Below are 23,523 nucleotides of genomic sequence, written 5' to 3'. Positions count from 1 at the left end.
ACATGTTTGAACCGATGATGGAAATGTCTGACGATGCGGTAATCAAAGTCGTTGGAGTTGGTGGCGGTGGCGGCAACGCCGTTGAACACATGGTGCGTGAATCCATCGAAGGTGTGGAATTCATCAGCATTAACACTGATGCGCAAGCACTTCGTAAAACAAGCGTAAACAGTGTGATTCAAATTGGTGGTGATATCACTAAAGGTCTTGGTGCTGGCGCGAATCCTCAAGTAGGACGTGACGCTGCTCTCGAAAACCGCGATCAAATTAAAGAAGAGCTAAACGGCGCCGATATGGTGTTTATCGCAGCTGGTATGGGCGGCGGTACAGGTACTGGTGCTGCTCCTGTGATTGCAGAAGTAGCAAAAGAGCTGGGCATTCTTACTGTCGCTGTAGTGACGAAGCCATTTAGCTTTGAAGGTAAAAAACGTTTAGCTTTCGCTGAGCAAGGTATTGAAGAGCTGTCTAAGCACGTTGACTCTTTGATTACCATTCCAAACGAAAAGCTACTCAAAGTACTTGGCCGCGGCATCACTTTACTAGAAGCTTTTGCAAGCGCGAACGATGTACTTAAAAATGCAGTTCAAGGTATTGCCGAGCTAATCACTCGCCCAGGCATGATCAACGTCGACTTTGCGGACGTAAGAACCGTGATGTCAGAAATGGGTCACGCGATGATGGGTAGTGGCGTAGCGAAAGGCGAAGACCGAGCTGAAGAAGCGGCAGAAATGGCAATTTCTAGCCCACTGCTAGAAGATATTGATCTAGCGGGTGCTCGCGGTGTGCTTGTTAACATTACTGCTGGTTTAGATATGCGTCTGGATGAATTCGAAACTGTAGGTAATACAGTGAAAGCATTCGCGTCTGACAATGCAACAGTGGTAATTGGTACTTCTCTAGACCCAGATATGGCGGATGAAATTCGCGTAACAGTTGTAGCAACTGGTATCGGTAACGAGAAAAAGCCTGATATTACATTGGTAGCGGGTGGTAAAGCGAAGGTTGCTCCTGTCGCTCAGCCACAGACTCAACCACAAGCAGCGCCAGCTCCTCAAGTTAGCGTAAACAAAGTGGAAGAGAAACCGGCACCAACTTTGCATGAGAAACCTCAACCGGCAACTCAGCAAACGACGACAACACCGACAAGCTCGGGAGCAGGTCAAAGCGCGGCTCCTAAAGCAGACAAAGAAAGCGGCTACTTAGATATCCCTGCATTCTTACGTCGTCAGGCTGATTAATTAAAAAGCACACAATTTGACACTGTTCAAAATTGTGGTAGGATTCACAGTCGATATTGCATATCGACTGTGATTTGTAGCAATTTACTGAGGCAAAGTAGATGATCAGACAACGTACTCTGAAAGAAATGGTGAAAACAACTGGTGTGGGTCTCCACTCTGGTCGTAAAGTCACGCTTACTCTTCGCCCGGCTGCTGCAAATACTGGAGTTATCTATCGTCGTACCGATATGAACCCACCAGTAGATTTTCCTGCAGACGCTTTATCTGTTCGCGATACTATGCTGTGTACAGCACTAGTAAATGACGAAGGTATTCGTATCTCAACGGTTGAGCACCTTAATGCTGCGCTTGCGGGTATGGGTATCGACAACATCATTGTTGAAGTCGATGCACCTGAAATCCCAATTATGGACGGCAGTGCTAGTCCATTTGTATTCCTGCTGCAACAAGCGGGCATTGAAGAACAAAATGCGCTTAAGCGTTTCATCCGTATTAAGAAACCAGTTCGCTTCGAAGATGGCGATAAGTGGGCAGAGCTTGTGCCTTACAACGGTTTCCGTATGGATTTTGAGATCGAATTTAACCACCCAGCGATCGAATCAGACGAGCAGCACCTTGTGTTTGATTTCTCTTCACAAGGTTTTGTGAAAGAAATTTCACGTGCACGTACGTTTGGTTTTATGCGTGATATCGAGCACTTACAGTCACAGAACCTTGTTCTAGGCGGTAGCTTTGATAACGCAATCGTACTGGATGACTACCGTATCCTGAATGAAGAAGGTCTTCGTTTCGAAAACGAATTCGTGACTCACAAAGTATTGGATGCAATTGGTGACCTTTACATGTGTGGTCACCCAATTATCGGTGAATTCCGCGCATTCAAGTCTGGTCACGGCCTGAACAACCAGCTACTTCGTGCCGTTCTTGCGGATCAAGAAGCTTGGGAATGGGTAACATTCGAAGAAGACGCGCCTTCACCAGTCGCATTCGCTGAACCAAATATGGTTATCGCGTAAAAATAAGATTATTAAAAAGCCAGACGTAAAGTCTGGCTTTTTTGTATCTGCAGTTTCTAAGCAATCAGCTTTGCGTTTTTTTCGCCAACTTAGCCAAGCTCTCAAGGCGAGCTTTAACTTTGGGCGATGCACCACTAGCGATCATATTGAGGTATTGTGCTGCATTTTCAGAAATTGGATCACGTGGTTTTCGCTCAGCGGGATCGTTGGCTTGTTTATTACGATATAAGTCTGGGTTGATTTGCACCGTAATTGCCATCAAACGAGCAAAACCTCGCGAGCGAAGTTGGTTAAGGATCGACAGACGTTCATAATCAAGTTTCATTTTGATCCCAGCACTGGCAACTTCAATCACCAGCTGACCGTCACGAACGTTTGCCACCCGGCAATGATCTTCCGTACCTCGCGGTAATATCGCTTTTAGCTCCTTATTGATCAACATGATCTCTTCGGCATGCTTCTGTAACTGAGAAAAGCGTGATTCCGCGATGATTTCATCCCCAAGGGTAGGGCGGTGATCTCTCATAGTGAGCCTCGAATCAAATATATAGCTCTATTCTAGTCAATGAGATGGTGGGAAGATAGAGCGCGTGACGAATAAACTTCCAGCATATAAGGACAAAAAATTAAGAGTGCTTCAAACAAATAAGGATGTTATTGGTTGTTAGCGGTAAAATCCCATAAACTAAGCGCCTCAAATAAAGAGATAAGCCTTGAAATTGACAGTTCTCATCACAATATCTGAGGAAAGTGATTTATCTCAGTATTCTTAGTTCAAAACTGTTAGAGACTGAAGGCATTAAAAGTAGATCGGGCCCGATCTAAGTAAAGAGAGATTCATAGCAAATGATAACTAAGCTACTGACAAAAGTAATTGGCAGTCGCAACGATAGAACACTGCGTCGCCTTAGAAAAATAGTAAAAGAGATTAATAACTACGAGCCAACATTTGAAGCACTTTCAGATGAAGAATTGAAAGCAAAAACTGTTGAGTTTCGTCAACGCCTTGAACAAGGTGAGTCGTTAGATAGCTTACTTCCTGAAGCGTTTGCAACAGTTCGCGAAGCTTCAAAACGTGTTTACGGCATGCGTCATTTCGACGTTCAGCTTATCGGTGGTATGGTCCTTAACGCTGGTCAAATTGCAGAGATGCGTACTGGTGAAGGTAAAACCCTAACCGCAACACTTCCGGCATACCTAAATGCGCTACCAGGTAAAGGTGTACATGTTGTTACCGTCAACGACTACCTAGCCAAGCGTGACGCAGAAACTAACCGCCCACTGTTTGAATTCCTAGGCATGACGGTTGGTGTTAACGTACCAAACATGCCGCCACACGAGAAAAAAGCGGCTTACCAAGCTGACATCTTGTACGGAACAAACAACGAATTCGGTTTTGACTACCTACGCGATAACATGGCTTTCCGTGCGGAAGACCGTGTTCAACGAGACCGTTTCTTCGCGGTTGTGGATGAGGTGGACTCAATCCTTATCGATGAAGCACGTACACCGTTGATTATCTCTGGTCCAGCAGAAGATAGTTCAGACCTATACATTCGTATCAATACTCTAATCCCACATCTTCAACAGCAAGACAAAGAAGACTCAGAAGAATACCGTGGTGACGGCCACTACACAGTGGATGAGAAGTCTAAACAAGTTCACCTGACAGAAACGGGTCAGGAGTTTGTTGAAGAGTTGATGACTAAAAATGGATTGATGGAAGAAGGCGATACCCTTTACTCGCCTGCGAACATCAGCCTATTGCACCATGTTAACGCAGCGCTTCGTGCTCACGTGTTGTTTGAGAAAAACGTTGACTATATCGTGACTGACGAAGGCGAAGTGGTCATCGTTGACGAACATACTGGTCGTACTATGCCTGGTCGTCGTTGGTCTGAAGGTCTTCACCAAGCGATTGAAGCGAAAGAAGGCGTTAAGATTCAAAACGAAAACCAGACACTGGCATCGATTACGTTCCAGAACTACTTCCGTCTATACGAAAAGCTGTCAGGTATGACAGGTACAGCGGATACTGAAGCGTTTGAATTCCAATCGATCTACGGTTTGGAAACGGTGGTTATTCCAACCAACAAACCAATGATCCGTAACGATATGCCTGACGTGGTGTACCGCACAGAAGTTGAGAAATTCAACGCGATCATCGAAGACATTAAAGAGCGTGTGGCAAAAGGTCAGCCGTCGCTGGTGGGTACTGTTTCGATTGAAAAATCAGAGCTGTTGTCTAATGCGCTGAAGAAAGCCAAGATTAAGCACAATGTTCTCAACGCGAAATTCCACGAGAAGGAAGCAGAAATTGTAGCTCAAGCGGGTATGCCTGGTGCGGTGACTATCGCAACCAACATGGCTGGTCGTGGTACTGATATTGTATTGGGCGGTAGTTGGCAGGCGAAAATTGAAGCACTAGAAAACCCAACTCAAGAACAGATCGACGCGATTAAAGCCGAATGGAAGATTATCCACGATCAAGTGCTTGAAGCGGGCGGTCTACACATCATCGGTACTGAGCGTCATGAATCTCGTCGTATCGATAACCAGCTACGTGGTCGTTCTGGTCGTCAAGGTGACGCGGGTTCTTCACGCTTCTACCTATCGATGGAAGATTCACTTCTGCGCATCTTCACTTCAGACCGTATGGCAAGCTTGATCCAAAGCGGTATGGAAGAAGGCGAAGCGATCGAGTCTAAGATGTTGTCTCGTTCAATCGAAAAAGCACAGCGTAAAGTCGAAGGCCGCAACTTCGATATCCGTAAACAGCTGCTTGAGTACGATGACGTAGCCAACGATCAACGTAAAGTTGTTTATGAACTGCGTGATGAGCTTATGGTTGCTGATGACATCAGTGAGATGATTGAGCAAAACCGCGATGACGTACTGAACGCAGTGATCGATGAATACATCCCACCACAATCGCTCGAAGATATGTGGGACATCGAAGGTCTAGAAGATCGTCTGAAGAAAGACTTCGATCTAGACGCACCGATCAAACAGTGGTTAGCTGAAGACGACAAACTTTACGAAGAAGCACTTCGTGAGAAGATTGTTGCGACTTCAGTTGAAGTATACAAAGAGAAAGAAACCGTTGTTGGTGAGCAAGTTCTGCGTAACTTCGAAAAATCGGTGATGTTGCAAACGCTAGATACGCTTTGGAAAGAGCACTTAGCGGCAATGGACCACTTGCGTCAGGGTATCCACCTACGTGGCTACGCGCAGAAGAACCCGAAACAAGAGTACAAACGTGAGTCGTTTGAACTGTTTGAAGGTCTACTAGAAGCGCTCAAGTCAGACGTGATCACCATTCTTTCAAAAGTACGAGTTCAACAACAAGAAGAAGTTGAACGTATGGAAGAACAACGTCGCGCGCAAGCAGAAGAAGCCGCACGCCGAGCGCAAGCTCAACACGCGTCAGCGGAAAACCAACTATCAGATGGCGAAGAAGAGCAAGGTGTTCATCAGCCAGTGGTTCGCGACGAGCGTAAAGTGGGTCGCAATGAGCCTTGCCCATGCGGTAGTGGTAAAAAATATAAACAGTGTCATGGCAAAATTGCCTGATGCGTCGTTGTAACAGCCGATGACTGTGTCGGTGGCACTCATTTACTGACGTAAACTCCGTGCCACCTCCTTGTTATCGACCACTACAACTTAGCCTCATATTGTAGAGAGATTAAAGAGTCGCTTATGCGGCTCTTTTTTTAAGCCGAGATTGATTAAGGAAGTAAGATGAAACGTATTCATATCGTAGCGGCGATTATTTTTAATCAAGATAAGTCCGAGATCTTTATTACCAAACGCCCAGACGATAAGCATAAAGGCGGCTTTTGGGAGTTTCCGGGTGGCAAAGTTGAGCCAGGAGAAACCATTGAACAAGCGATGGTTCGTGAACTGGAAGAAGAGATCGGTATTACTGCAACGGAACAAAGTCTGTTTGAACACCTTGAATACGACTACCCAGATAAATCACTAAAGTTTGATTTTATCTGTGTAACGCAATTTGAAAACCAGCCTTATGGTAAAGAAGGTCAACAAGGTTTGTGGGTTAAAATCGCTGATTTAGAAAACTATGCTTTTCCCGAAGCCAACGTACCAATTCTAGAAAGAGTGATGAAAGAATTTTCTTGCTAGCCACAGCTCAGGAATATTGTTAGTTTAAATTAATTGGCTTAGGGTATCAGCCCTGAATATTAGAATAATGGAGAAGTGCAATGGTACGTATTGCAATCGCAGGAGCAGCGGGCCGCATGGGCCGCAATCTGGTTAAAGCAACTTTTTTGAATAAACAAGCACAAGTAGGTGCAGGTTCAGAACGACCAGAATCATCGTTAGTTGGTGTTGATGTCGGTGAGCTGTGCGGTGAAGGCAAGTTTGATATCGCGTTGACGGATGATTTAGCCAAAGATATCGAGCAATTTGATGTCATCATCGATTTCACGGCGCCAGCAAGTACATTAGCCAACCTAGAGTTGTGTAAACAACACGGCAAGAGCATCGTGATTGGCACTACTGGCTTTACCGATCAAGAACGCGAATTGATCGACGATATTGCTCAGCAAGTACCAGTCGTAATGGCGCCAAACTATTCCGTTGGTGTGAATTTGGTTTTCAAGCTGCTAGAAAAAGCGGCTAAAGTGATGGGTGACTACTGCGATATCGAAATCGTTGAAGCGCACCACCGCCACAAAGTAGACGCTCCTTCTGGTACGGCTATCGGTATGGGGGAAGCGATTGCTGGCGCGATGGGCAACCAACTGAATGATGTCGCGGTATACGCTCGAGAAGGTATTACTGGCGAACGCACCAAAGATGAGATTGGTTTTGCAACCATTCGTGCTGGCGATATTGTCGGCGAGCATACCGCAATGTTTGCCGATATTGGTGAGCGCGTAGAGATCACCCATAAAGCTACTGATCGTATGACGTTTGCTAACGGCGCAGTAAAAGCCGCGGTGTGGCTGAATGACAAACCCGCTGGCTTCTATACCATGACCGATGTGTTAGGGTTGAACGATTTATAGAAATACATAATTATGCGCTGGGCTTGCCCGGCGCTTTTTGTATCTGGTAACGTTAATCTCAGATTAGTATGACAACTGTGGCGAAAATACTATTATTTAAAATGTTGTTTTTGGCTGTTTGGATCTGTTTTTATGGGTTTAGTGTCAAAACAGTATGTTGATGTTGGTTGTGTAACGTTTGCTTTTTCTTGTTGCTTAAAAGTGTGATTTGGATCTTTATTTTATTGTGCTGTTTCACTTAGTTTTCATTTTGACTAGCAAATGAGCGGATTAAACTTAGTATTTTGGGCGTCTAAATTAGTTTTTAGTGCTAACTGGGTTAAATGCTAAATTTATTTTTATCTCGCTGTTGACACATCTCACACGCATCTTTAGAATACCGCCAATTTGTCTGTAATACCTATTTACGCTTACTTATAGCGCTATGGAAGGCAAATCTGCACTTAAATTTATTATATTTGCATTTTTATTCTGGAGGTTGTCTTGAGTAAATCAGCACTGTTAGTCCTAGAAGATGGGACAGTGTTCCGCGGTGTTTCCATTGGAGCAGATGGCACATCCGTCGGTGAAGTCGTTTTTAATACCTCGATGACGGGGTACCAAGAAATCCTCACTGATCCTTCCTATTCACAACAGATTGTCACACTAACTTATCCTCACATTGGCAATACCGGAACCAATTCCGAAGACGAAGAATCTTCTTCAATTCATGCACAAGGCCTTGTGATTCGCGATCTTCCTCTTATCGCTTCTAACTTCCGCAACGAACAATCCCTTTCTGATTACCTAAAGTCGCAAAACATCGTTGGCATCGCTGACATTGATACTCGTAAGTTGACCCGAATCCTTCGTGAGAAAGGCGCGCAAAACGGTTGTATCGTGGCTGGTGATAACCTAGATGAAGCGCTTGCACTAGCAAAAGCGCAAGAATTCCCTGGCTTGAAAGGTATGGACCTTGCGAAAGAAGTTACAACAAAAGAAGCGTATCAATGGAAACAAGGTTCGTGGACGCTCGAGGGTGGCCTTCCAGAAGCGAAAGCTGACGGCGAATTGCCATACCACGTTGTGGCTTACGACTTCGGTGCAAAACGCAACATCCTACGAATGTTGGTTGACCGCGGCTGCCGCCTAACGGTTGTTCCTGCTGAAACGTCAGCGGAAGAAGTGTTGGCACTAAACCCTGATGGCGTGTTCCTATCGAACGGCCCTGGTGACCCAGAGCCTTGTACTTACGCGATTGAAGCGACCAAAGTGTTCCTAGAGAAAGGCCTGCCAATTTTTGGTATCTGTCTAGGTCACCAAATTCTGGCGCTAGCGTCGGGTGCGCAAACGGTGAAAATGAAGTTTGGTCACCACGGTGCAAACCACCCAGTAAAAGATTTAGAACGTAACGTTGTGATGATCACTTCGCAAAACCACGGTTTTGCGGCAGATGAAGCAACATTACCGGAAAACTTACGTGCGACTCACGTATCACTATTTGATGGATCTCTGCAAGGTATTCACCGCACAGACAAGCCAGCATTTAGTTTCCAAGGTCACCCAGAAGCGAGCCCAGGTCCACACGACGCGGCACCGCTATTTGACCACTTTATCGAACTCATCAAAAAACACAGCGCTTAATTCGGAGTAGTAGATAATGCCAAAACGTACTGACATTCAAAGTATTCTAATTCTTGGTGCTGGTCCGATTGTTATCGGTCAGGCATGTGAGTTTGACTACTCTGGCGCACAAGCGTGTAAAGCTCTTCGTGAAGAAGGCTACCGAGTTATCCTAGTTAACTCTAACCCTGCAACCATTATGACTGACCCTGAAATGGCCGATGCGACATACATCGAGCCAATCCAGTGGGAAGTTGTTCGCAAGATCATCGAGAAAGAACGCCCAGACGCGGTACTGCCAACTATGGGTGGTCAGACTGCGCTTAACTGTGCGCTAGATCTAGAGAAGCACGGCGTACTTGAAGAGTTCGGCGTAGAGATGATTGGTGCAACGGCTGACGCGATTGATAAAGCAGAAGACCGTTCTCGCTTTGATAAAGCGATGAAGTCTATCGGCCTTGAGTGTCCTCGTGCTGATACCGCGAAGACGATGGAAGAAGCTTACAAAGTTTTAGACATGGTTGGCTTCCCTTGTATCATCCGTCCATCGTTCACCATGGGTGGTACGGGTGGCGGTATCGCGTACAACAAAGAAGAGTTCGAAGAAATCTGTCGTCGTGGTCTGGACTTATCTCCGACCAACGAACTGCTTATCGATGAATCGCTAATCGGTTGGAAAGAGTACGAAATGGAAGTGGTTCGCGACAAAGCGGACAACTGTATCATCGTATGTTCAATCGAGAACTTCGACCCAATGGGCATCCACACGGGTGACTCAATCACAGTTGCACCTGCGCAAACACTGACTGACAAAGAATACCAGCTAATGCGTAACGCATCGCTAGCGGTTCTACGTGAAATCGGTGTTGAGACGGGTGGTTCTAACGTACAGTTTGGTATCAACCCGAAAGATGGCCGTATGGTTATCATCGAGATGAACCCACGTGTATCTCGCTCGTCTGCTCTAGCATCAAAAGCAACGGGTTTCCCAATCGCGAAGATTGCAGCGAAACTGGCGGTTGGTTTTACTCTGGATGAGTTACAAAACGACATCACAGGTGGCGCAACGCCAGCATCATTCGAACCAACTATCGACTACGTTGTGACTAAGATTCCTCGTTTTAACTTCGAGAAATTTGCGGGTGCAAACGACCGTCTGACAACACAGATGAAGTCGGTAGGTGAGGTGATGGCGATTGGTCGTAACCAGCAAGAATCTCTTCACAAAGCACTGCGTGGCCTAGAAGTTGGCGCAACTGGCTTTGATGAAATGGTTGACCTAGAAGCACCAGATGCACTCACTACGATTCGCCACGAGCTAAAAGAAGCGGGCGCAGAGCGTATTTGGTACATCGCAGACGCATTCCGTGCTGGCATGTCAGTGGACGGTGTATTCAACCTAACGCAAATCGACCGTTGGTTCCTAGTTCAAATCGAAGAGCTAGTGAAACTGGAAGAGCAAGTGAAAGCGGGTGGTTTTGCGGGTCTGACTCAAGACGTGCTTCGCCAGATGAAGCGTAAAGGTTTCTCTGACGCTCGTCTGTCTAAACTACTTGGTGTTGCTGAAAGCGAAATTCGTCGTCTACGTGACCAATACGACATCCACCCAGTTTACAAACGTGTGGATACGTGTGCGGCTGAGTTCTCTTCTGACACGGCTTACATGTACTCATCTTACGATGAAGAGTGTGAAGCAAACCCAACAGACAAAGACAAGATCATGGTACTGGGCGGCGGTCCAAACCGTATCGGCCAAGGTATTGAATTCGACTACTGTTGTGTACACGCATCACTAGCACTGCGCGAAGACGGTTACGAAACCATTATGGTGAACTGTAACCCAGAAACGGTATCGACTGACTACGATACGTCTGACCGCCTGTACTTCGAACCAGTCACGCTGGAAGACGTACTGTCTATCGCTCGCGTTGAAAAGCCAAAAGGTGTGATTGTTCAGTACGGTGGTCAAACGCCACTTAAACTGGCTCGCGCACTAGAAGCAGCTGGCGTGCCAATCATTGGTACAAGCCCTGATGCAATTGACCGCGCGGAAGACCGTGAGCGTTTCCAAGCAGCTGTTGAGCGTCTAGGTCTTCTACAGCCACAAAACGCAACGGTAACGGCGATGGAGCAAGCGGTTGAGAAGTCGAAAGAAATTGGCTTCCCATTGGTTGTTCGTCCATCTTACGTACTGGGTGGTCGTGCGATGGAAATCGTATACGACGAGCAAGACTTACGTCGCTACTTCAACGAAGCAGTCAGCGTATCGAACGAGTCACCAGTACTACTAGACCGTTTCCTAGATGATGCGACAGAAGTTGATATCGATGCTATTTGTGACGGCGAGCGCGTGGTTATCGGCGGTATCATGGAGCACATCGAACAAGCGGGCGTTCACTCAGGTGACTCAGCATGTTCACTTCCTGCTTACACGCTAAGTCAGGAAATCCAAGATAAGATGCGTGAGCAAGTAGAGAAGCTAGCGTTCGAACTCGGTGTACGTGGTCTGATGAACACGCAGTTTGCGGTAAAAGACAACGAAGTGTATCTAATCGAAGTGAACCCGCGTGCTGCACGTACTGTTCCATTCGTATCAAAAGCAACCGGTGCACCACTAGCGAAAATCGCGGCACGTGTCATGGCAGGTCAGTCTCTGGAATCACAAGGTTTCACTAAAGAGATTATTCCTCCTTACTACTCAGTGAAAGAAGTAGTGCTCCCATTCAACAAGTTCCCTGGTGTTGACCCACTATTGGGCCCAGAAATGCGCTCAACTGGTGAAGTTATGGGTGTGGGTACGACGTTTGCTGAAGCATACGCGAAAGCGGAACTTGGTTGTGGTGCGATTTACCCTGAAGGTGGTCGTGCGCTACTGTCAGTTCGCGAAGGCGACAAAGAGCGCGTGGTTGATCTAGCGTCTAAGCTAGTGAAGCTGGGCTATCAGTTGGATGCGACGCACGGTACAGCGGTTATTCTAGGTGAAGCGGGCATCAACCCTCGTCTAGTCAACAAAGTACACGAAGGCCGTCCTCACATTCTTGACCGTATCAAGAACAATGAGTATACCTACATCGTTAACACGGCAGCAGGTCGTCAAGCGATTGAAGACTCGAAAGTGCTACGTCGCGGTGCGTTGGCTGAGAAAGTGAACTACACCACAACGTTAAACGCAGCGTTTGCAACGTGTATGTCTCACGCAGCAGATGCAAAAGCGTCAGTAACTTCGGTACAAGAGCTGCACGCGAAAGTGAAAGCAAGCTTAGCGTAACGAATAACAAATCGGTAAACCTCAGGTTTACCTGACAACCTCATTGCCCGCTCTATTGAGCGGGCTTTTTTGTCTCTGCTTATTAGCTGACTTCGAATGCAGACATATTGTTGAATTTTGGGAATGGGTTGTAATCGAAGCTTTCGTTAACTCAATTATTTGCGTGGTGGTAACGTATAACCATCGAATTGTAAGTGTTTGAAATACCATGGAACTATCTTTTGAGCTTCTTAGCATACTGTTTATTGTCGCCTCTGCGGCGGGATTTATTGACGCCATGGCTGGTGGTGGCGGCTTATTAACGCTGCCCGCGTTACTTGCAGCGGGCGTGCCACCGACTCAGGCGTTGGCGACCAATAAACTGCAAAGCTCATTCGGCAGCTTTTCTGCCAGCTGGTACTTTATCCGCAACGGCATCGTCAGCCTGAAAGAGATGCGCTTAGCGATCGCTTGTACTTTCGTTGGCTCAGCAGTGGGCGCAGAAGCGGTGCAGCACATTGATGCCGGTATTCTCACCAGCTTGATCCCAATTTTATTGATCGCTATTTCTGTTTACTTTCTATTGATGCCGAAAACGACTCAGACAGAGGGTAAAACAAAAATGCCAGAAGCGCTGTTCGCGTTCTCTGTCGGGGGCGGGATCGGCTTTTATGATGGCTTCTTTGGTCCTGGTACGGGGTCAATTTTTACGGTCTGTTTTGTCGCGCTGGGTCATTTCGGTTTGGTCGAAGCGACGGCACGGACTAAGGTGCTCAACTTTACTTCTAATATCGCTGCATTGTTGTTCTTCGTACTGGCGGGGTTGCCGATTTGGGAATTGGGCCTAGTGATGGCTGTGGGTGGTTTTATCGGTGCTAGGCTTGGCGCTAAAGTAGTCGTGACCAAAGGGCAGAAGTGGATTCGCCCTTTGGTGATTACGATGTCTATGCTAATGGCTCTGAAGCTACTTTGGGAACAGCATCAACAATGGATTCTATCAGTGTTTTGATTCGGTCGTTGCGGTAGCCCGACGGTCGCAAGCAGATATGAATCGGACGATAGAGCGGTTTGAGCTGCTCAAAATGATGACAGTATTTAGCGTCGATTTTTAGCGTTTTGATCACCGAGAGGGGCACTAGCGCAGGAGCGATGCCCGACAATGCTAACTGAGCGGCCGCCGAGTAAGAATCCATCTCCATTATCGGTTGCATGCTTAGCTTGTTGAGAATTGCCAGCTGATAGGTGTTGGCTGGATTATTGAGGTCATTGGTTATGATGGTACTGGGCAGTTCGGTGAGCGGTTGATTGTAAACAATGCTGAAAGGCTCATCCAATAAATGGAACGTCATCAAGTTGTGATGATTCGGTAAGTAACCCGCACAAATACCAAGTTGCGCTTTGCCGGACTGCACGTGTTCAACAATTCGTGGTGTGTGGTTGGTAGTGATGACAAGGTATGGATCTTGTCGATAATGTTGGCCTAGCACGCCTGCCAAATAACCTGCGACGAGTGTCTCGGAGCAATCGAGTTTAATGATGCTGCTTTCTACGACCGATTGTTGCTCGTAGATGAGCCCACGAAGTTCATTGAAAGTCGGCCCGATACTCTCAATCAGGTTAATCGCTTCTTGGGTCAGCTGTACATTTCGTCCTTCCGGAACGATCAGTTTCTTACCTAAGCGTTTTTCTAAGTTCGCAATCCGTTTACTGACCGCTGATTGGCTGATGTAAAGCAGACTGCCCGTACGGCTCATGGTTTTTGCTTTACTTAATACCAATAGGGTCTCAATGCCTTCCAATAGCATAATAAACCAATGAATATGAGGAATAGATGACTTAATTTAACGGATTTGTTGTCGTTATGCACCAAGGTCTATTTGAGTAGAAACAAAAAAGCGGCGCTGTTAGAGCGCCGCTTTTGTTAGAATCGAGCTTAAAGCTTATAGAGTCTCAGTAAAAGTACGAGCAATTACGTCACGTTGTTGCTCTGGAGTTAGCGAGTTAAAGCGAACTGCGTAACCAGATACACGAATAGTTAGCTGCGGGTATTTTTCTGGGTTTGCTACAGCGTCTTCAAGTGTTTCACGTTTTAAAACGTTAACGTTTAAGTGTTGACCACCTTCGATACGTGGTGCAGTTTCGATAGCCACTTCGCGGCTTTCGTATTCACCTAGGTCGTTGATTGTAACTACTTGGTCTGCTTCGTAACCTGCTGTAGCTGCAACACAACGTGCTTCGTTCTTTTCGCTATCAAGTAGCCAAATAGAGTTTAACAGTTGGTCATTTGCTGCTTTAGTAATTTGAATACCTTGGATCATCACTGTCTCCTAGTCCACAACTGTGGTGTTATTGGTGTTAACTTTCGAATTTCGTCGAGCTGAGTATTATATAGCGAATAACCATTGTTGTTATATTGATTTAAGTCAAATAACAACGGAAAACATTAATTTTGTGGTGGTTATTTTGTTGAGTTAAATCAATAAAAGCTTTAAAAACAGGCTTTTTACAGTTTGTTTGACAATATAGAGTTTTGTTTAAAAATCCATTTTGTTGTAATTTTACTACAAAATGTGGTTATTACGGGAATCGGAAAAGATAACTCTCTGAAATTCGGTTCGTATGCTGAAAGTGTAAAGTGATTAAATGACAATGTTAAAAAAGTCGTCTGGAAGTAAGTTCATCGGCGCGCATGTATCCGCCGCTGGTGGTGTTGATCAAGCTCCATTACGAGCAAAAGAGATCGGAGCGAACGCGTTTGCTCTATTTACTAAAAACCAGCGCCAATGGGCAGCCAAACCATTAGAAGAGAAAACGATTCGCGCGTTTAAAGCCAATTGTCAGATGCTGGGCTATCAGTCACAGCATATTCTTCCCCATGACTCTTACTTGATTAATTTAGGGGCGCCTGAAGAAGAAAAACTCAATAAATCGAGAGAAGCGTTTATTGACGAAATGCAGCGCTGTCAGCAGCTTGGCTTGTCTCTACTTAACTTTCACCCAGGCAGTCATTTAAAGAAGATCTCTGAACAAGAGTGTTTGAGTAAAATTGCCGAGTCGATCAACTTAGCGCATCAAGCCGTGCCAGATGTGATTGCCGTGATTGAAAATACCGCCGGTCAAGGGACAAATTTAGGTTGGAAGTTCGAGCACTTGGCCGAGATCATTGAACAAGTTGAGGATAAAGAGCGTGTGGGCGTGTGCCTAGATACCTGCCATACGTTCGCAGCGGGATATGATTTACGTTCGTTTGATGCGTGTGAGGAGACATTCGCGGAGTTTGAACGTGTGGTCGGTATGCACTATCTCAGAGCAATGCACATTAATGACTCAAAATCTTTACTTGGCAGTAAGGTCGATAGGCACCATGCTTTAGGGAAAGGTGAGATAGGGTGGGATTGCTTTGAGTACATCGCTAAAGATGCTCGTTTTGATGGTATCCCACTGATCTTAGAAACAATTGAGCCTGATATCTGGAAAGATGAGATTGCTCAGTTACGTCGCTTCCATCTTGAGTCAACCACACAGAGCGCGTAGTAACAAAAGTGGCATTAATCTTCCATATAGTAGTTTGCAGGACAACTAATAGAGGATGCCACTATGTCTTTTTCACCAAAATCGATGACATCAAGAACAATGGCGGCTAAGTTTACCCGCTTACCGGTTCCTAATCGCCATATCGCTGGACAAGGCCATCACCGAGCGCCACAAAAACATTAATGACAATCAGGGCTTTGTTCTATCGGGGCTTTTTTGCGACAATCAGTTTTGCAAATATGACCTATATAATAGAAGGAACAGAGCATGAACCCGTCACTGACTTGGCATGATGTTATCGGTGCAGAGAAACAGCAGGACTATTTCCAGCAAACACTGAACTTCGTAGCGGCAGAGCGTGCTGCGGGTAAAGTGGTTTTTCCGCCAGCAGAAGATGTGTTTAACGCATTTCGCGCTACCGAGTTTAGTGATGTAAAGGTCGTGATTCTAGGGCAAGACCCATACCACGGGCCTAATCAAGCGCACGGTTTGTGTTTCTCTGTTCTACCTGGGATTAAAACACCTCCGTCACTGGTCAACATGTACAAAGAGCTTGCGCAGGATATTGAAGGGTTCCAGATCCCGCCCCACGGCTATTTGCAAAGTTGGGCAGAGCAGGGCGTGTTGTTGCTCAATACGGTTTTGACGGTTGAACAAGGCAAAGCGCATTCGCATTCCAAAACGGGGTGGGAGACCTTCACCGACAGAGTAATTGAAGCGGTCAACCAGCATCAGAGTGGCGTGGTCTTCCTGCTTTGGGGCTCTCATGCGCAAAAGAAAGGCCGCTTTATCGACCGCAATAAGCATCACGTGCTAAGCGCACCGCACCCGTCGCCGCTATCTGCGCACCGAGGTTTCCTTGGGTGTCGACACTTTTCCCAAACCAACCAGTTGTTAATCAACCAAGGCAAGACGGCGATTGACTGGCGCTTACCTTTTGATCTAACTCAGTAAAATACCAATAGCTGGCTAATTTTCGAGCAGTATCAAAGCTAACATAGATATTCTCATATACACTTGTTAAAGATAGGTGTTAAGGAGAAACGCTATGATGATTGAAAGGATAAGACGTGAGCACGGCTACATGGTGCGTTTGCTGGCCGTGTTGAAACAGAAAATTGCTATGCTGGAACAAGAGCAACAAATTAACTACTCGTTGCTGCGTGAAATAGTGACTTATCTAGCGGATCACTCAGAGCGGGTACACCACCCTAAAGAAGATATCATTTACCAATATTACTTGGATAAATTTGGCCAGCAGCAAGATATAGAAAACCTAGAGTTGGAACATAAGACGCTGTCGACTCAAACTCATGCGTTTTTAGATACGGTGGATATGATTCTTAATGATGCCATAGTGCCGCAAGATATCTTTATCAGCCAGTTGAAAGAGTTTGTTTATTCGCAGCGACGCCACCTCGAAATGGAAGAGCAGTCGATCTTACCGCTGATTACACGCAGCTTTACGGTCAAAGATTGGCAAGCGGTGGAAGATATGTGGAGCGTTAACGAAGACGATCCGGTGTTTGGTGACACAATCGCTGAGCAATACCAGCAGCTGGCGAAGCGAGTCAGACAAGACGCACAAGAATGCGTTTAATGGTTTGGGCTGTTTAGCTAATAAAAAAAGAGGCGTTATGCCTCTTTTTTTAATCCGTTTAAAAGTCTATTTGTTCCAGTTCTTCGAATCCGATATCCATCTCTTTCAGCTCGCGTTGGAGGCGTTGTCTATCTTTTATTGCCTCGATTTCTCGCCACTTACGTTTCACTGGTTTCGAGCGTGTGGCACGAGACCGTGGCATGCCCATTTCCATAATTTCTTCAAAGTTTAAGCCGTCCATAAGCTACCTCGTTTTTTAATTATTACTCTTTGAAGCGGTATTGCTTAAATACCATTCTCCATGCAGCGTATCTTTGATTCGTTTCTCATTTGTTACGATTTCATGAAAGTTTTCTGGATATTTAATCCGTAGTTCACACATTTTTGTCGTTTTAATTGCTGTTTTTTTGTACGAACGAGCTCACGGTAACGATTAAATTTACCTAATCGGTTTGTTAATCAGGTGTGTGTAAATTCATCAGACCAGTAGTCTATGCAATAAGTTGTTACACTCGTGGGGAAACAACACCCTTAACGAGGGTTTGCTTAGCGATTGGTGGAGCGCGAACGCTTGGCGCGTCAGGTGTTTAGAGTACTAATCAGAATGATGTTCTTTATTTTATATAATGATTGGTATTGTTGTTAATTTTTAATGTTAATGTTCCAGGTTTGTGCTTTTGTTGTTCGGAGTTGTGTTAATTAATGGTGATTTTATAGTGAAAAATAACACTGAAAAGCAAATGGTTGCATATTGATTTTTGCCTTGCTTGGCTGCATTATCCGCCCGTCAAAAATACGCTGATACGTAAAACGGAAGCATGAGGCTCTTTTTACATATCTTAGTTGCACAAAAATTAAACTTAAAAATACTAAGCATCATTGACACTTAGTTTGCAACTGGATGGATGGCTGGGAAGCAGAGATCAGCGAACACTCAAATATGAGGATCTTATGACAGACTTAATCAATTTAATGAACGACCTACTCTGGGGTTCTGTTCTTGTTTATCTTTTAGTCGGTGTCGGTATTTACTTCACAGTAAGACTTGGATTTATCCAATTCCGTCATTTCGGCCACATGTTTTCTGTTCTAAAAAATAGCCGTAAAGCAGACAGTGCTGGTATCTCTTCTTTCCAAGCTCTTTGTACTAGTCTTGCTGCTCGTGTTGGTACAGGTAACATGGCAGGTGTTGCGGTTGCTTTAACCGCTGGTGGCCCTGGTGCGATTTTCTGGATGTGGCTGATCGCCATGCTAGGTATGGCGACGTCGTTCGCTGAGAGCACTCTGGCACAGTTATACAAAACCAAAGATGATGACGGTAACTACCGTGGCGGCCCAGCTTACTACATGGAAAAAGGTCTGGGTATGCGCTGGATGGGTGTGCTGTTCTCAGTATTCCTAATTATCGCATTTGGTTTGGTATTTAACGCAGTACAAGCTAACTCAATCGCTGGTGCAATGAACACCGCATTCGGTTGGGATAAAATGTACGTAGGTATCACAGTGGTTCTATTGTCTGCTGTGGTTATCTTCGGTGGTATTAAGCGTATCGCTCGCGTAGCAGAGATGATCGTTCCAGCGATGGCTTTGGCGTACCTTGCGTTGGCACTGTTTGTGATGTTTATGAACATCGAGAAACTGCCAGCAGTACTAAGCCTAATCTTCAAGAGCGCGTTCGGCCTGCAAGAAGCAGCTGCGGGTGGTCTAGGTTACGCAATCGCGCAAGCGATGATCAACGGTATCAAGCGCGGTCTGTTCTCGAACGAAGCGGGTATGGGTTCTGCGCCAAACGCGGCAGCATCGGCAACTCCGTATCCGCCGCACCCTGCGTCACAAGGTTACGTGCAAATGCTGGGCGTTTTCACCGATACCATCGTAATCTGTTCAGCGACGGTGGCGATCATCCTGATGTCAGGTGAGTACGTACCACACGGTGAAGTAACTGGTATCGAATTGACGCAAAGCGCGTTGAGCTCACAAGTCGGTGATTGGGGTAGTGTGTTTGTTGCGGTAGCGATTTTCTTCTTCGCGTTTACTTCAATCATTGCCAACTACTCGTACGCAGAAACCAACCTTATCTTCCTAGAGCATAACCACAAAGCGGGTATCAGCGTATTCCGTCTAGTTGTTCTGGCTATGGTGATGTTTGGTTCGGTTGCAGCGCTACCGATTGTTTGGGCACTTGCTGACGTATCGATGGGTCTGATGGCGATCGTTAACTTAGTCGCGATTATTCTACTGTCGGGTATCGTGATTAAACTGGCGAAAGACTACAACCAGCAGCTACAAGCAGGCAAAGTACCAACATTTGATTCAAATGATTTCCCTGAGCTTAAATCTCAGCTTGAAGATGGCATCTGGGATAACACCGAGAAGAAATAATAGCCGTTAGCTATTAATACGATTCAAAAAGCCGTGCAGACATTGCGCGGCTTTTTTTGTACCCTAGAGTCAGTAAAAATAGAAAGATAAGAGTAAAGTCATGTTAATTGTAGTTTCTCCAGCAAAGACCTTAGATTACGAATCTCCTCTGGCGACGGAAAAATACACTCAACCTGAACTTGTTGAGTATTCAAAGCAGTTGATCGACGTTTGTCGTAAGTTGACGCCTGCTGACGTGGCAAGTTTGATGAAAGTTAGCGACAAGATAGCTGACCTCAACGTAGGTCGTTTCCAGGAGTGGAGCGAAACTTTCACGACGGACAACTCGCGTCAGGCAATCTTCGCATTCAAAGGAGATGTCTATACTGGGCTAGACGCAGAAACACTCTCAGAAGAAGATTTCGACTACGCACAAAAGCATCTACGTATGTTGTCTGGGCTGTACGGTTTGCTGAAGCCACTTGATTTGATGCAACCATACCGATTGGAAATGGGCACCAAACTAGCGAATGAGAAAGGCACCAACTTGTACCAGTTCTGGGGTAATGTGATTACTGATAAACTCAATCAAGCGATCGCAGAACAAGGTGATAATGTACTGATTAACTTAGCGTCGAACGAGTACTTTAAAGCGGTGAAACCAAAAGCGCTCGACGCTCAGGTGATTACGCCGGTATTTAAAGACTGCAAGAAAGGCCAATACAAGGTGATCAGCTTCTACGCTAAGAAGGCGCGTGGCATGATGGCGCGTTACATCATTGAAAATCGTATTTCTAGCGTTGCGGATTTGACCAAGTTCGATACCGCGGGCTATTACTTTGTAGAACAAGAGTCGACACCAACAGAGTTGGTCTTCAAACGAGAAGAGCAATAATCAGGGAGGTAGGTCATGATCGCTTGGTTTAAACGCTTAATCGCGAAGTACGATGCTTGGTGTCTGTCCATGGGGCTAACACCTGAGAACAAACGAAGTTGTGTTCCCTACCGCAAAGACCCGACCCATGAAACCTCGAAAAAGGCGCAGCAGTAATGCGCCTTTTTGATACCCATTGCCATTTTGACTTCGAGCCATTTTCTACCAACTTTCCTTACCACATAGCACAAGCAAAAGCGCAAGGAGTTGAGCGATTTCTAATCCCTGCGATTGGGCCAAGTAACTGGCAAACACTACTCGAACTGTCACATCGCTACAGCGAAATCTATTTTGCTTTGGGGTTTCATCCTTACTTTCTTGATGGCAATAGTCCGGCTCATTTACGTGCATTGGAACGTTTGCTTGGCGAACATCATGCACGTTGTGTCGCAGTTGGGGAATGTGGCCTAGATGGAATGGTTGCGGTGGACAAGGATTTACAAGAGCAAATGTTTATCGCACAAATCGAACTGGCGAAAACGTTCCAAAAGCCCTTGATACTTCACAGCAGAAAAACACATAACCGCTTAATCCAGTTACTTAAGCAGCATAAGTTTACTGACCGCGGCGTGATCCACGGTTTCGCCGGAAGCTACCAGCAAGCGATGCAATATGTCGATCTTGGATTCTGCATTGGTGTTGGTGGCGTGATTACCTATCCGCGAGCAAACAAAACTCGGCAAGCGATTGCAAAATTACCACTGGATAGTTTGATCTTAGAGACAGATTCACCAGATATGCCACTAAATGGTTATCAAGGTAAAAATAATCACCCTAAACTACTAAGTGAAGTCTTAGCGTCTTTGGCTGAATTGAAAGAAGACTCTAGGCAAACGATTGCCCGAAAGCTCTGGGAAAATAGCAGTTCACTGTTCGGTATCTGTGAATAAAATCCAAAGAAATTTGGCATATTTTGATTGCATATACAGTAAAAGGAGATCTGACTCACGTTGTCGAGTGAATCCATGATGAATCTTATCAGAAACTGTGAACGCGGCATTACTTTCTCAATGGACGGATGAGTATAATTGCGCCTGCTTTTGAGCTCCATTTTTGTAACACGCCAACAAATAACATATAAGGAAGTCATAAACTATGAGCCTGTTTATGAGCCTAGTCGGTATGGCAGTATTGCTAGGAATTGCATTACTACTGTCTGATAACCGCAAAGCTATCAATCTAAGAACTGTGGGTGGCGCTTTCGCTATTCAATTCATCATCGGTGGTTTCGTTCTTTACGTACCATGGGGTCGTGACCTTCTAGCTGGTTTCTCAGCGGGTGTACAGAACGTTATCGACTACGGTAAAGACGGTACTGGTTTCCTATTCGGTAGCCTAGTTAACTTCTCAGTTGACGGTATCGGTTTCATTTTCGCGTTCCAAGTACTTCCAACGCTAATCTTCTTCTCATCGCTAATTTCTGTGCTTTACTACGTAGGCGTTATGCAATGGGTTATCAAGATTCTTGGTGGTGGTCTACAAAAAGCACTAGGTACTTCACGTGCCGAGTCTATGTCTGCAGCAGCTAACATTTTCGTAGGTCAAACAGAAGCACCTCTAGTGGTTCGTCCGTTTGTTCCTAAGATGACTCAGTCTGAGCTATTTGCAGTAATGTGTGGTGGTCTAGCGTCTGTTGCTGGTGGTGTACTAGCAGGCTACGCGTCAATGGGTGTTCCACTAGAATACCTAGTTGCAGCATCATTCATGGCGGCTCCAGGTGGTCTACTATTCGCTAAGATCATCAAGCCAGAAACTGACACTCCAGATGAAGATCTAGGTGCTGATATCGACGGTGGCGACGACAAGCCTGCTAACGTTATCGATGCAGCAGCTGGCGGTGCATCTGTTGGTCTACAACTTGCTCTAAACGTTGGTGCAATGCTACTCGCGTTCATCGGTCTAATCGCGCTAATCAACGGTATCCTAGGTGGCGTTGGCGGTTGGTTCGGTATGCCTGAGCTAACTCTAGAAATCATTCTAGGCTACCTATTCTCTCCTCTAGCATTCCTAATCGGTGTGCCATGGGAAGAAGCAACACTCGCTGGCTCGTTCATCGGTCAGAAACTGGTTGTTAACGAATTCGTAGCTTACCTAAACTTTGTACCTTACGTTGGTGAAAACGCTCAAATTGTTGCGGCAACAGGTGCAGTAATGTCTGAGAAGACAGCAGCAATCATCTCGTTCGCTCTATGTGGTTTCGCAAACCTTTCTTCTATCGCGATTCTACTAGGTGGTCTAGGTGGTCTAGCGCCAAACCGTCGTCACGACATCGCTCGTATGGGTGTTAAAGCGGTTTGTGCTGGTACGCTATCTAACCTAATGGCGGCGACAATCGCTGGCTTCTTCCTATCTTTCTAATTACGTAGTTAAGAGAAAGAATATATAGACGCCGTTTTACAAAGCCCCGTAGTCACACGTTGTGTGCTACGGGGCTTTTTCGTTTTCTGCATATTTAGCGCGATAGCTACGTTAACGTCGGTTTCTCACCCCAGTCACTTAGCGAGCTAAGCTCCCGGGGATTCGAATCCTTGTTGCCTTGCTCTCACACTAACTATTTTGAAAACGGAGATGACTTGGCTTTGATTTAGTTAAGTACTCAAACATTGTCTGTACTGGTTTCAGACAACCAAACACATAGCGTTTGCGATAGGTAAGTCTGCGCAAACGTTGAACAGAATCTTTTTTGAGATACAAACCGTTTGCGCTCTATGAGCCACTACAGTTCTGCGACAAATATCTATAATGTATATATCTATAGAAAGTAGGGTAAAACTTATGAATGAAGTTATCCTCGCAACCCTAGCGGGTTTTGTTGTTGGAGTCCTGTTTTCCGCTATCAAGTTGCCAATACCGGCTCCGCCTGTTTTATCGGGTGTGATGGGCATAGTAGGGGTCTACTTAGGTGGCATAGCTTATCAATGGATTATTGAAAAGTTTTTCAGCTAGCGATAATTG

Annotated in this window: 21 protein-coding genes; 17 read left to right on the top strand and 4 right to left on the bottom strand. The window is 45.7% G+C overall.

Annotated features, from left to right (window positions below; translation table 11 throughout):
• Positions 1 to 2 precede the first annotated feature (2 nt).
• Both ftsZ and lpxC read left to right on the top strand, forming a co-directional pair.
• The gene (gene ftsZ / locus AKJ31_RS10075) at positions 3 to 1,238 is read left to right on the top strand and encodes a cell division protein FtsZ (RefSeq protein WP_053408967.1); all 1,236 of its coding nucleotides are present in this window, start codon (positions 3 to 5) and stop codon (positions 1,236 to 1,238) included.
• Positions 1,239 to 1,339: 101 nt separating this feature from the next.
• The gene (gene lpxC, locus AKJ31_RS10070; protein WP_053408966.1) at positions 1,340 to 2,257 is read left to right on the top strand and encodes a UDP-3-O-acyl-N-acetylglucosamine deacetylase; all 918 of its coding nucleotides are present in this window, start codon (positions 1,340 to 1,342) and stop codon (positions 2,255 to 2,257) included.
• Between the two features lie 64 nt (positions 2,258 to 2,321).
• Here lpxC and AKJ31_RS10065 read toward each other — a convergent pair whose 3' ends face one another.
• Positions 2,322 to 2,783 carry a DUF721 domain-containing protein gene (locus AKJ31_RS10065; protein WP_053408965.1) on the bottom strand — a complete coding sequence of 154 codons (462 nt, stop codon included), beginning with the start codon at positions 2,781 to 2,783 and terminating at the stop codon, positions 2,322 to 2,324.
• A gap of 320 nt (positions 2,784 to 3,103) precedes the next feature.
• Here AKJ31_RS10065 and secA point away from each other — a divergent pair, with 320 nt between their 5' ends.
• From secA to AKJ31_RS10035, 6 genes are all read left to right on the top strand, one after another.
• On the top strand, positions 3,104 to 5,830 hold the full coding sequence (gene secA, locus AKJ31_RS10060; protein WP_053408964.1) for a preprotein translocase subunit SecA: 2,727 nt from the start codon (positions 3,104 to 3,106) through the stop codon (positions 5,828 to 5,830).
• A gap of 168 nt (positions 5,831 to 5,998) precedes the next feature.
• Positions 5,999 to 6,400, top strand: a complete 402-nt coding sequence (mutT, locus tag AKJ31_RS10055; protein WP_053408963.1) for an 8-oxo-dGTP diphosphatase MutT — start codon at positions 5,999 to 6,001, stop codon at positions 6,398 to 6,400.
• A gap of 80 nt (positions 6,401 to 6,480) precedes the next feature.
• On the top strand, positions 6,481 to 7,290 hold the full coding sequence (gene dapB / locus AKJ31_RS10050) for a 4-hydroxy-tetrahydrodipicolinate reductase (protein ID WP_053408962.1): 810 nt from the start codon (positions 6,481 to 6,483) through the stop codon (positions 7,288 to 7,290).
• Between the two features lie 483 nt (positions 7,291 to 7,773).
• Positions 7,774 to 8,913 carry a glutamine-hydrolyzing carbamoyl-phosphate synthase small subunit gene (carA, locus tag AKJ31_RS10045; protein WP_053408961.1) on the top strand — a complete coding sequence of 380 codons (1,140 nt, stop codon included), beginning with the start codon at positions 7,774 to 7,776 and terminating at the stop codon, positions 8,911 to 8,913.
• A gap of 16 nt (positions 8,914 to 8,929) precedes the next feature.
• Positions 8,930 to 12,160 carry a carbamoyl-phosphate synthase large subunit gene (gene carB, locus AKJ31_RS10040; RefSeq protein ID WP_053408960.1) on the top strand — a complete coding sequence of 1,077 codons (3,231 nt, stop codon included), beginning with the start codon at positions 8,930 to 8,932 and terminating at the stop codon, positions 12,158 to 12,160.
• Between the two features lie 208 nt (positions 12,161 to 12,368).
• Positions 12,369 to 13,148, top strand: a complete 780-nt coding sequence (locus AKJ31_RS10035) for a TSUP family transporter (protein ID WP_053408959.1) — start codon at positions 12,369 to 12,371, stop codon at positions 13,146 to 13,148.
• On the opposite strand, the gene AKJ31_RS10030 is transcribed toward AKJ31_RS10035, so the two are convergent.
• Positions 13,084 to 13,944: a LysR family transcriptional regulator gene (locus AKJ31_RS10030; protein ID WP_053408958.1), complete on the bottom strand. Its 861-nt coding sequence runs from the start codon at positions 13,942 to 13,944 to the stop codon at positions 13,084 to 13,086. The two genes, AKJ31_RS10035 and AKJ31_RS10030, sit on opposite strands and share 65 nt — an antisense overlap.
• A gap of 135 nt (positions 13,945 to 14,079) precedes the next feature.
• On the bottom strand, positions 14,080 to 14,457 hold the full coding sequence (gene grcA, locus AKJ31_RS10025) for an autonomous glycyl radical cofactor GrcA (RefSeq protein ID WP_053408957.1): 378 nt from the start codon (positions 14,455 to 14,457) through the stop codon (positions 14,080 to 14,082).
• A 331-nt stretch (positions 14,458 to 14,788) separates the two neighbouring features.
• On the opposite strand from grcA, the gene nfo reads away from it, so the two are divergent.
• From nfo to AKJ31_RS10010, 3 genes are all read left to right on the top strand, one after another.
• Complete coding sequence (nfo, locus tag AKJ31_RS10020; RefSeq protein ID WP_053409097.1) at positions 14,789 to 15,673, top strand: deoxyribonuclease IV; 885 nt, start codon at positions 14,789 to 14,791, stop codon at positions 15,671 to 15,673.
• Positions 15,674 to 15,940: 267 nt separating this feature from the next.
• Positions 15,941 to 16,627, top strand: coding sequence for a uracil-DNA glycosylase (ung, locus tag AKJ31_RS10015; protein ID WP_053408956.1), 687 nt, complete (start codon positions 15,941 to 15,943; stop codon positions 16,625 to 16,627).
• 94 nt (positions 16,628 to 16,721) lie between these two features.
• Positions 16,722 to 17,273: a hemerythrin domain-containing protein gene (locus AKJ31_RS10010; protein WP_053408955.1), complete on the top strand. Its 552-nt coding sequence runs from the start codon at positions 16,722 to 16,724 to the stop codon at positions 17,271 to 17,273.
• Positions 17,274 to 17,331: 58 nt separating this feature from the next.
• On the opposite strand, the gene AKJ31_RS10005 is transcribed toward AKJ31_RS10010, so the two are convergent.
• A complete protein-coding gene (locus tag AKJ31_RS10005) occupies positions 17,332 to 17,514 on the bottom strand; it encodes a DUF3545 family protein (RefSeq protein WP_053408954.1) in 183 nt (60 codons plus the stop codon).
• A gap of 710 nt (positions 17,515 to 18,224) precedes the next feature.
• Between AKJ31_RS10005 and AKJ31_RS10000 the strand changes: the two genes are divergently transcribed.
• The 6 genes from AKJ31_RS10000 to AKJ31_RS09980 all read left to right on the top strand — a co-directional run bounded on the left by AKJ31_RS10000 (position 18,225) and on the right by AKJ31_RS09980 (position 23,514).
• Entirely contained in the window at positions 18,225 to 19,655 is a 1,431-nt protein-coding gene (locus AKJ31_RS10000) for an alanine/glycine:cation symporter family protein (RefSeq protein WP_053408953.1), read from the top strand.
• A gap of 100 nt (positions 19,656 to 19,755) precedes the next feature.
• Positions 19,756 to 20,529, top strand: coding sequence for a peroxide stress protein YaaA (gene yaaA / locus AKJ31_RS09995; RefSeq protein ID WP_053408952.1), 774 nt, complete (start codon positions 19,756 to 19,758; stop codon positions 20,527 to 20,529).
• A 15-nt stretch (positions 20,530 to 20,544) separates the two neighbouring features.
• Complete coding sequence (locus AKJ31_RS23230; RefSeq protein ID WP_169780628.1) at positions 20,545 to 20,685, top strand: DUF5363 family protein; 141 nt, start codon at positions 20,545 to 20,547, stop codon at positions 20,683 to 20,685.
• Positions 20,685 to 21,458, top strand: a complete 774-nt coding sequence (locus AKJ31_RS09990; protein ID WP_053408951.1) for a TatD family hydrolase — start codon at positions 20,685 to 20,687, stop codon at positions 21,456 to 21,458. The genes AKJ31_RS23230 and AKJ31_RS09990 overlap by 1 nt, the downstream gene beginning before the upstream one ends.
• A 205-nt stretch (positions 21,459 to 21,663) precedes the next feature.
• Positions 21,664 to 22,926: a NupC/NupG family nucleoside CNT transporter gene (locus AKJ31_RS09985; protein WP_053408950.1), complete on the top strand. Its 1,263-nt coding sequence runs from the start codon at positions 21,664 to 21,666 to the stop codon at positions 22,924 to 22,926.
• A gap of 417 nt (positions 22,927 to 23,343) precedes the next feature.
• The gene (locus AKJ31_RS09980; protein WP_053409096.1) at positions 23,344 to 23,514 is read left to right on the top strand and encodes a XapX domain-containing protein; all 171 of its coding nucleotides are present in this window, start codon (positions 23,344 to 23,346) and stop codon (positions 23,512 to 23,514) included.
• Positions 23,515 to 23,523: the final 9 nt, after the last annotated feature.

This window comes from Vibrio hepatarius, assembly GCF_001274785.1.
Classification (GTDB): Bacteria; Pseudomonadota; Gammaproteobacteria; order Enterobacterales; family Vibrionaceae; genus Vibrio; species Vibrio hepatarius.
This window is presented reverse-complemented; position numbering and strand designations above follow the sequence as displayed.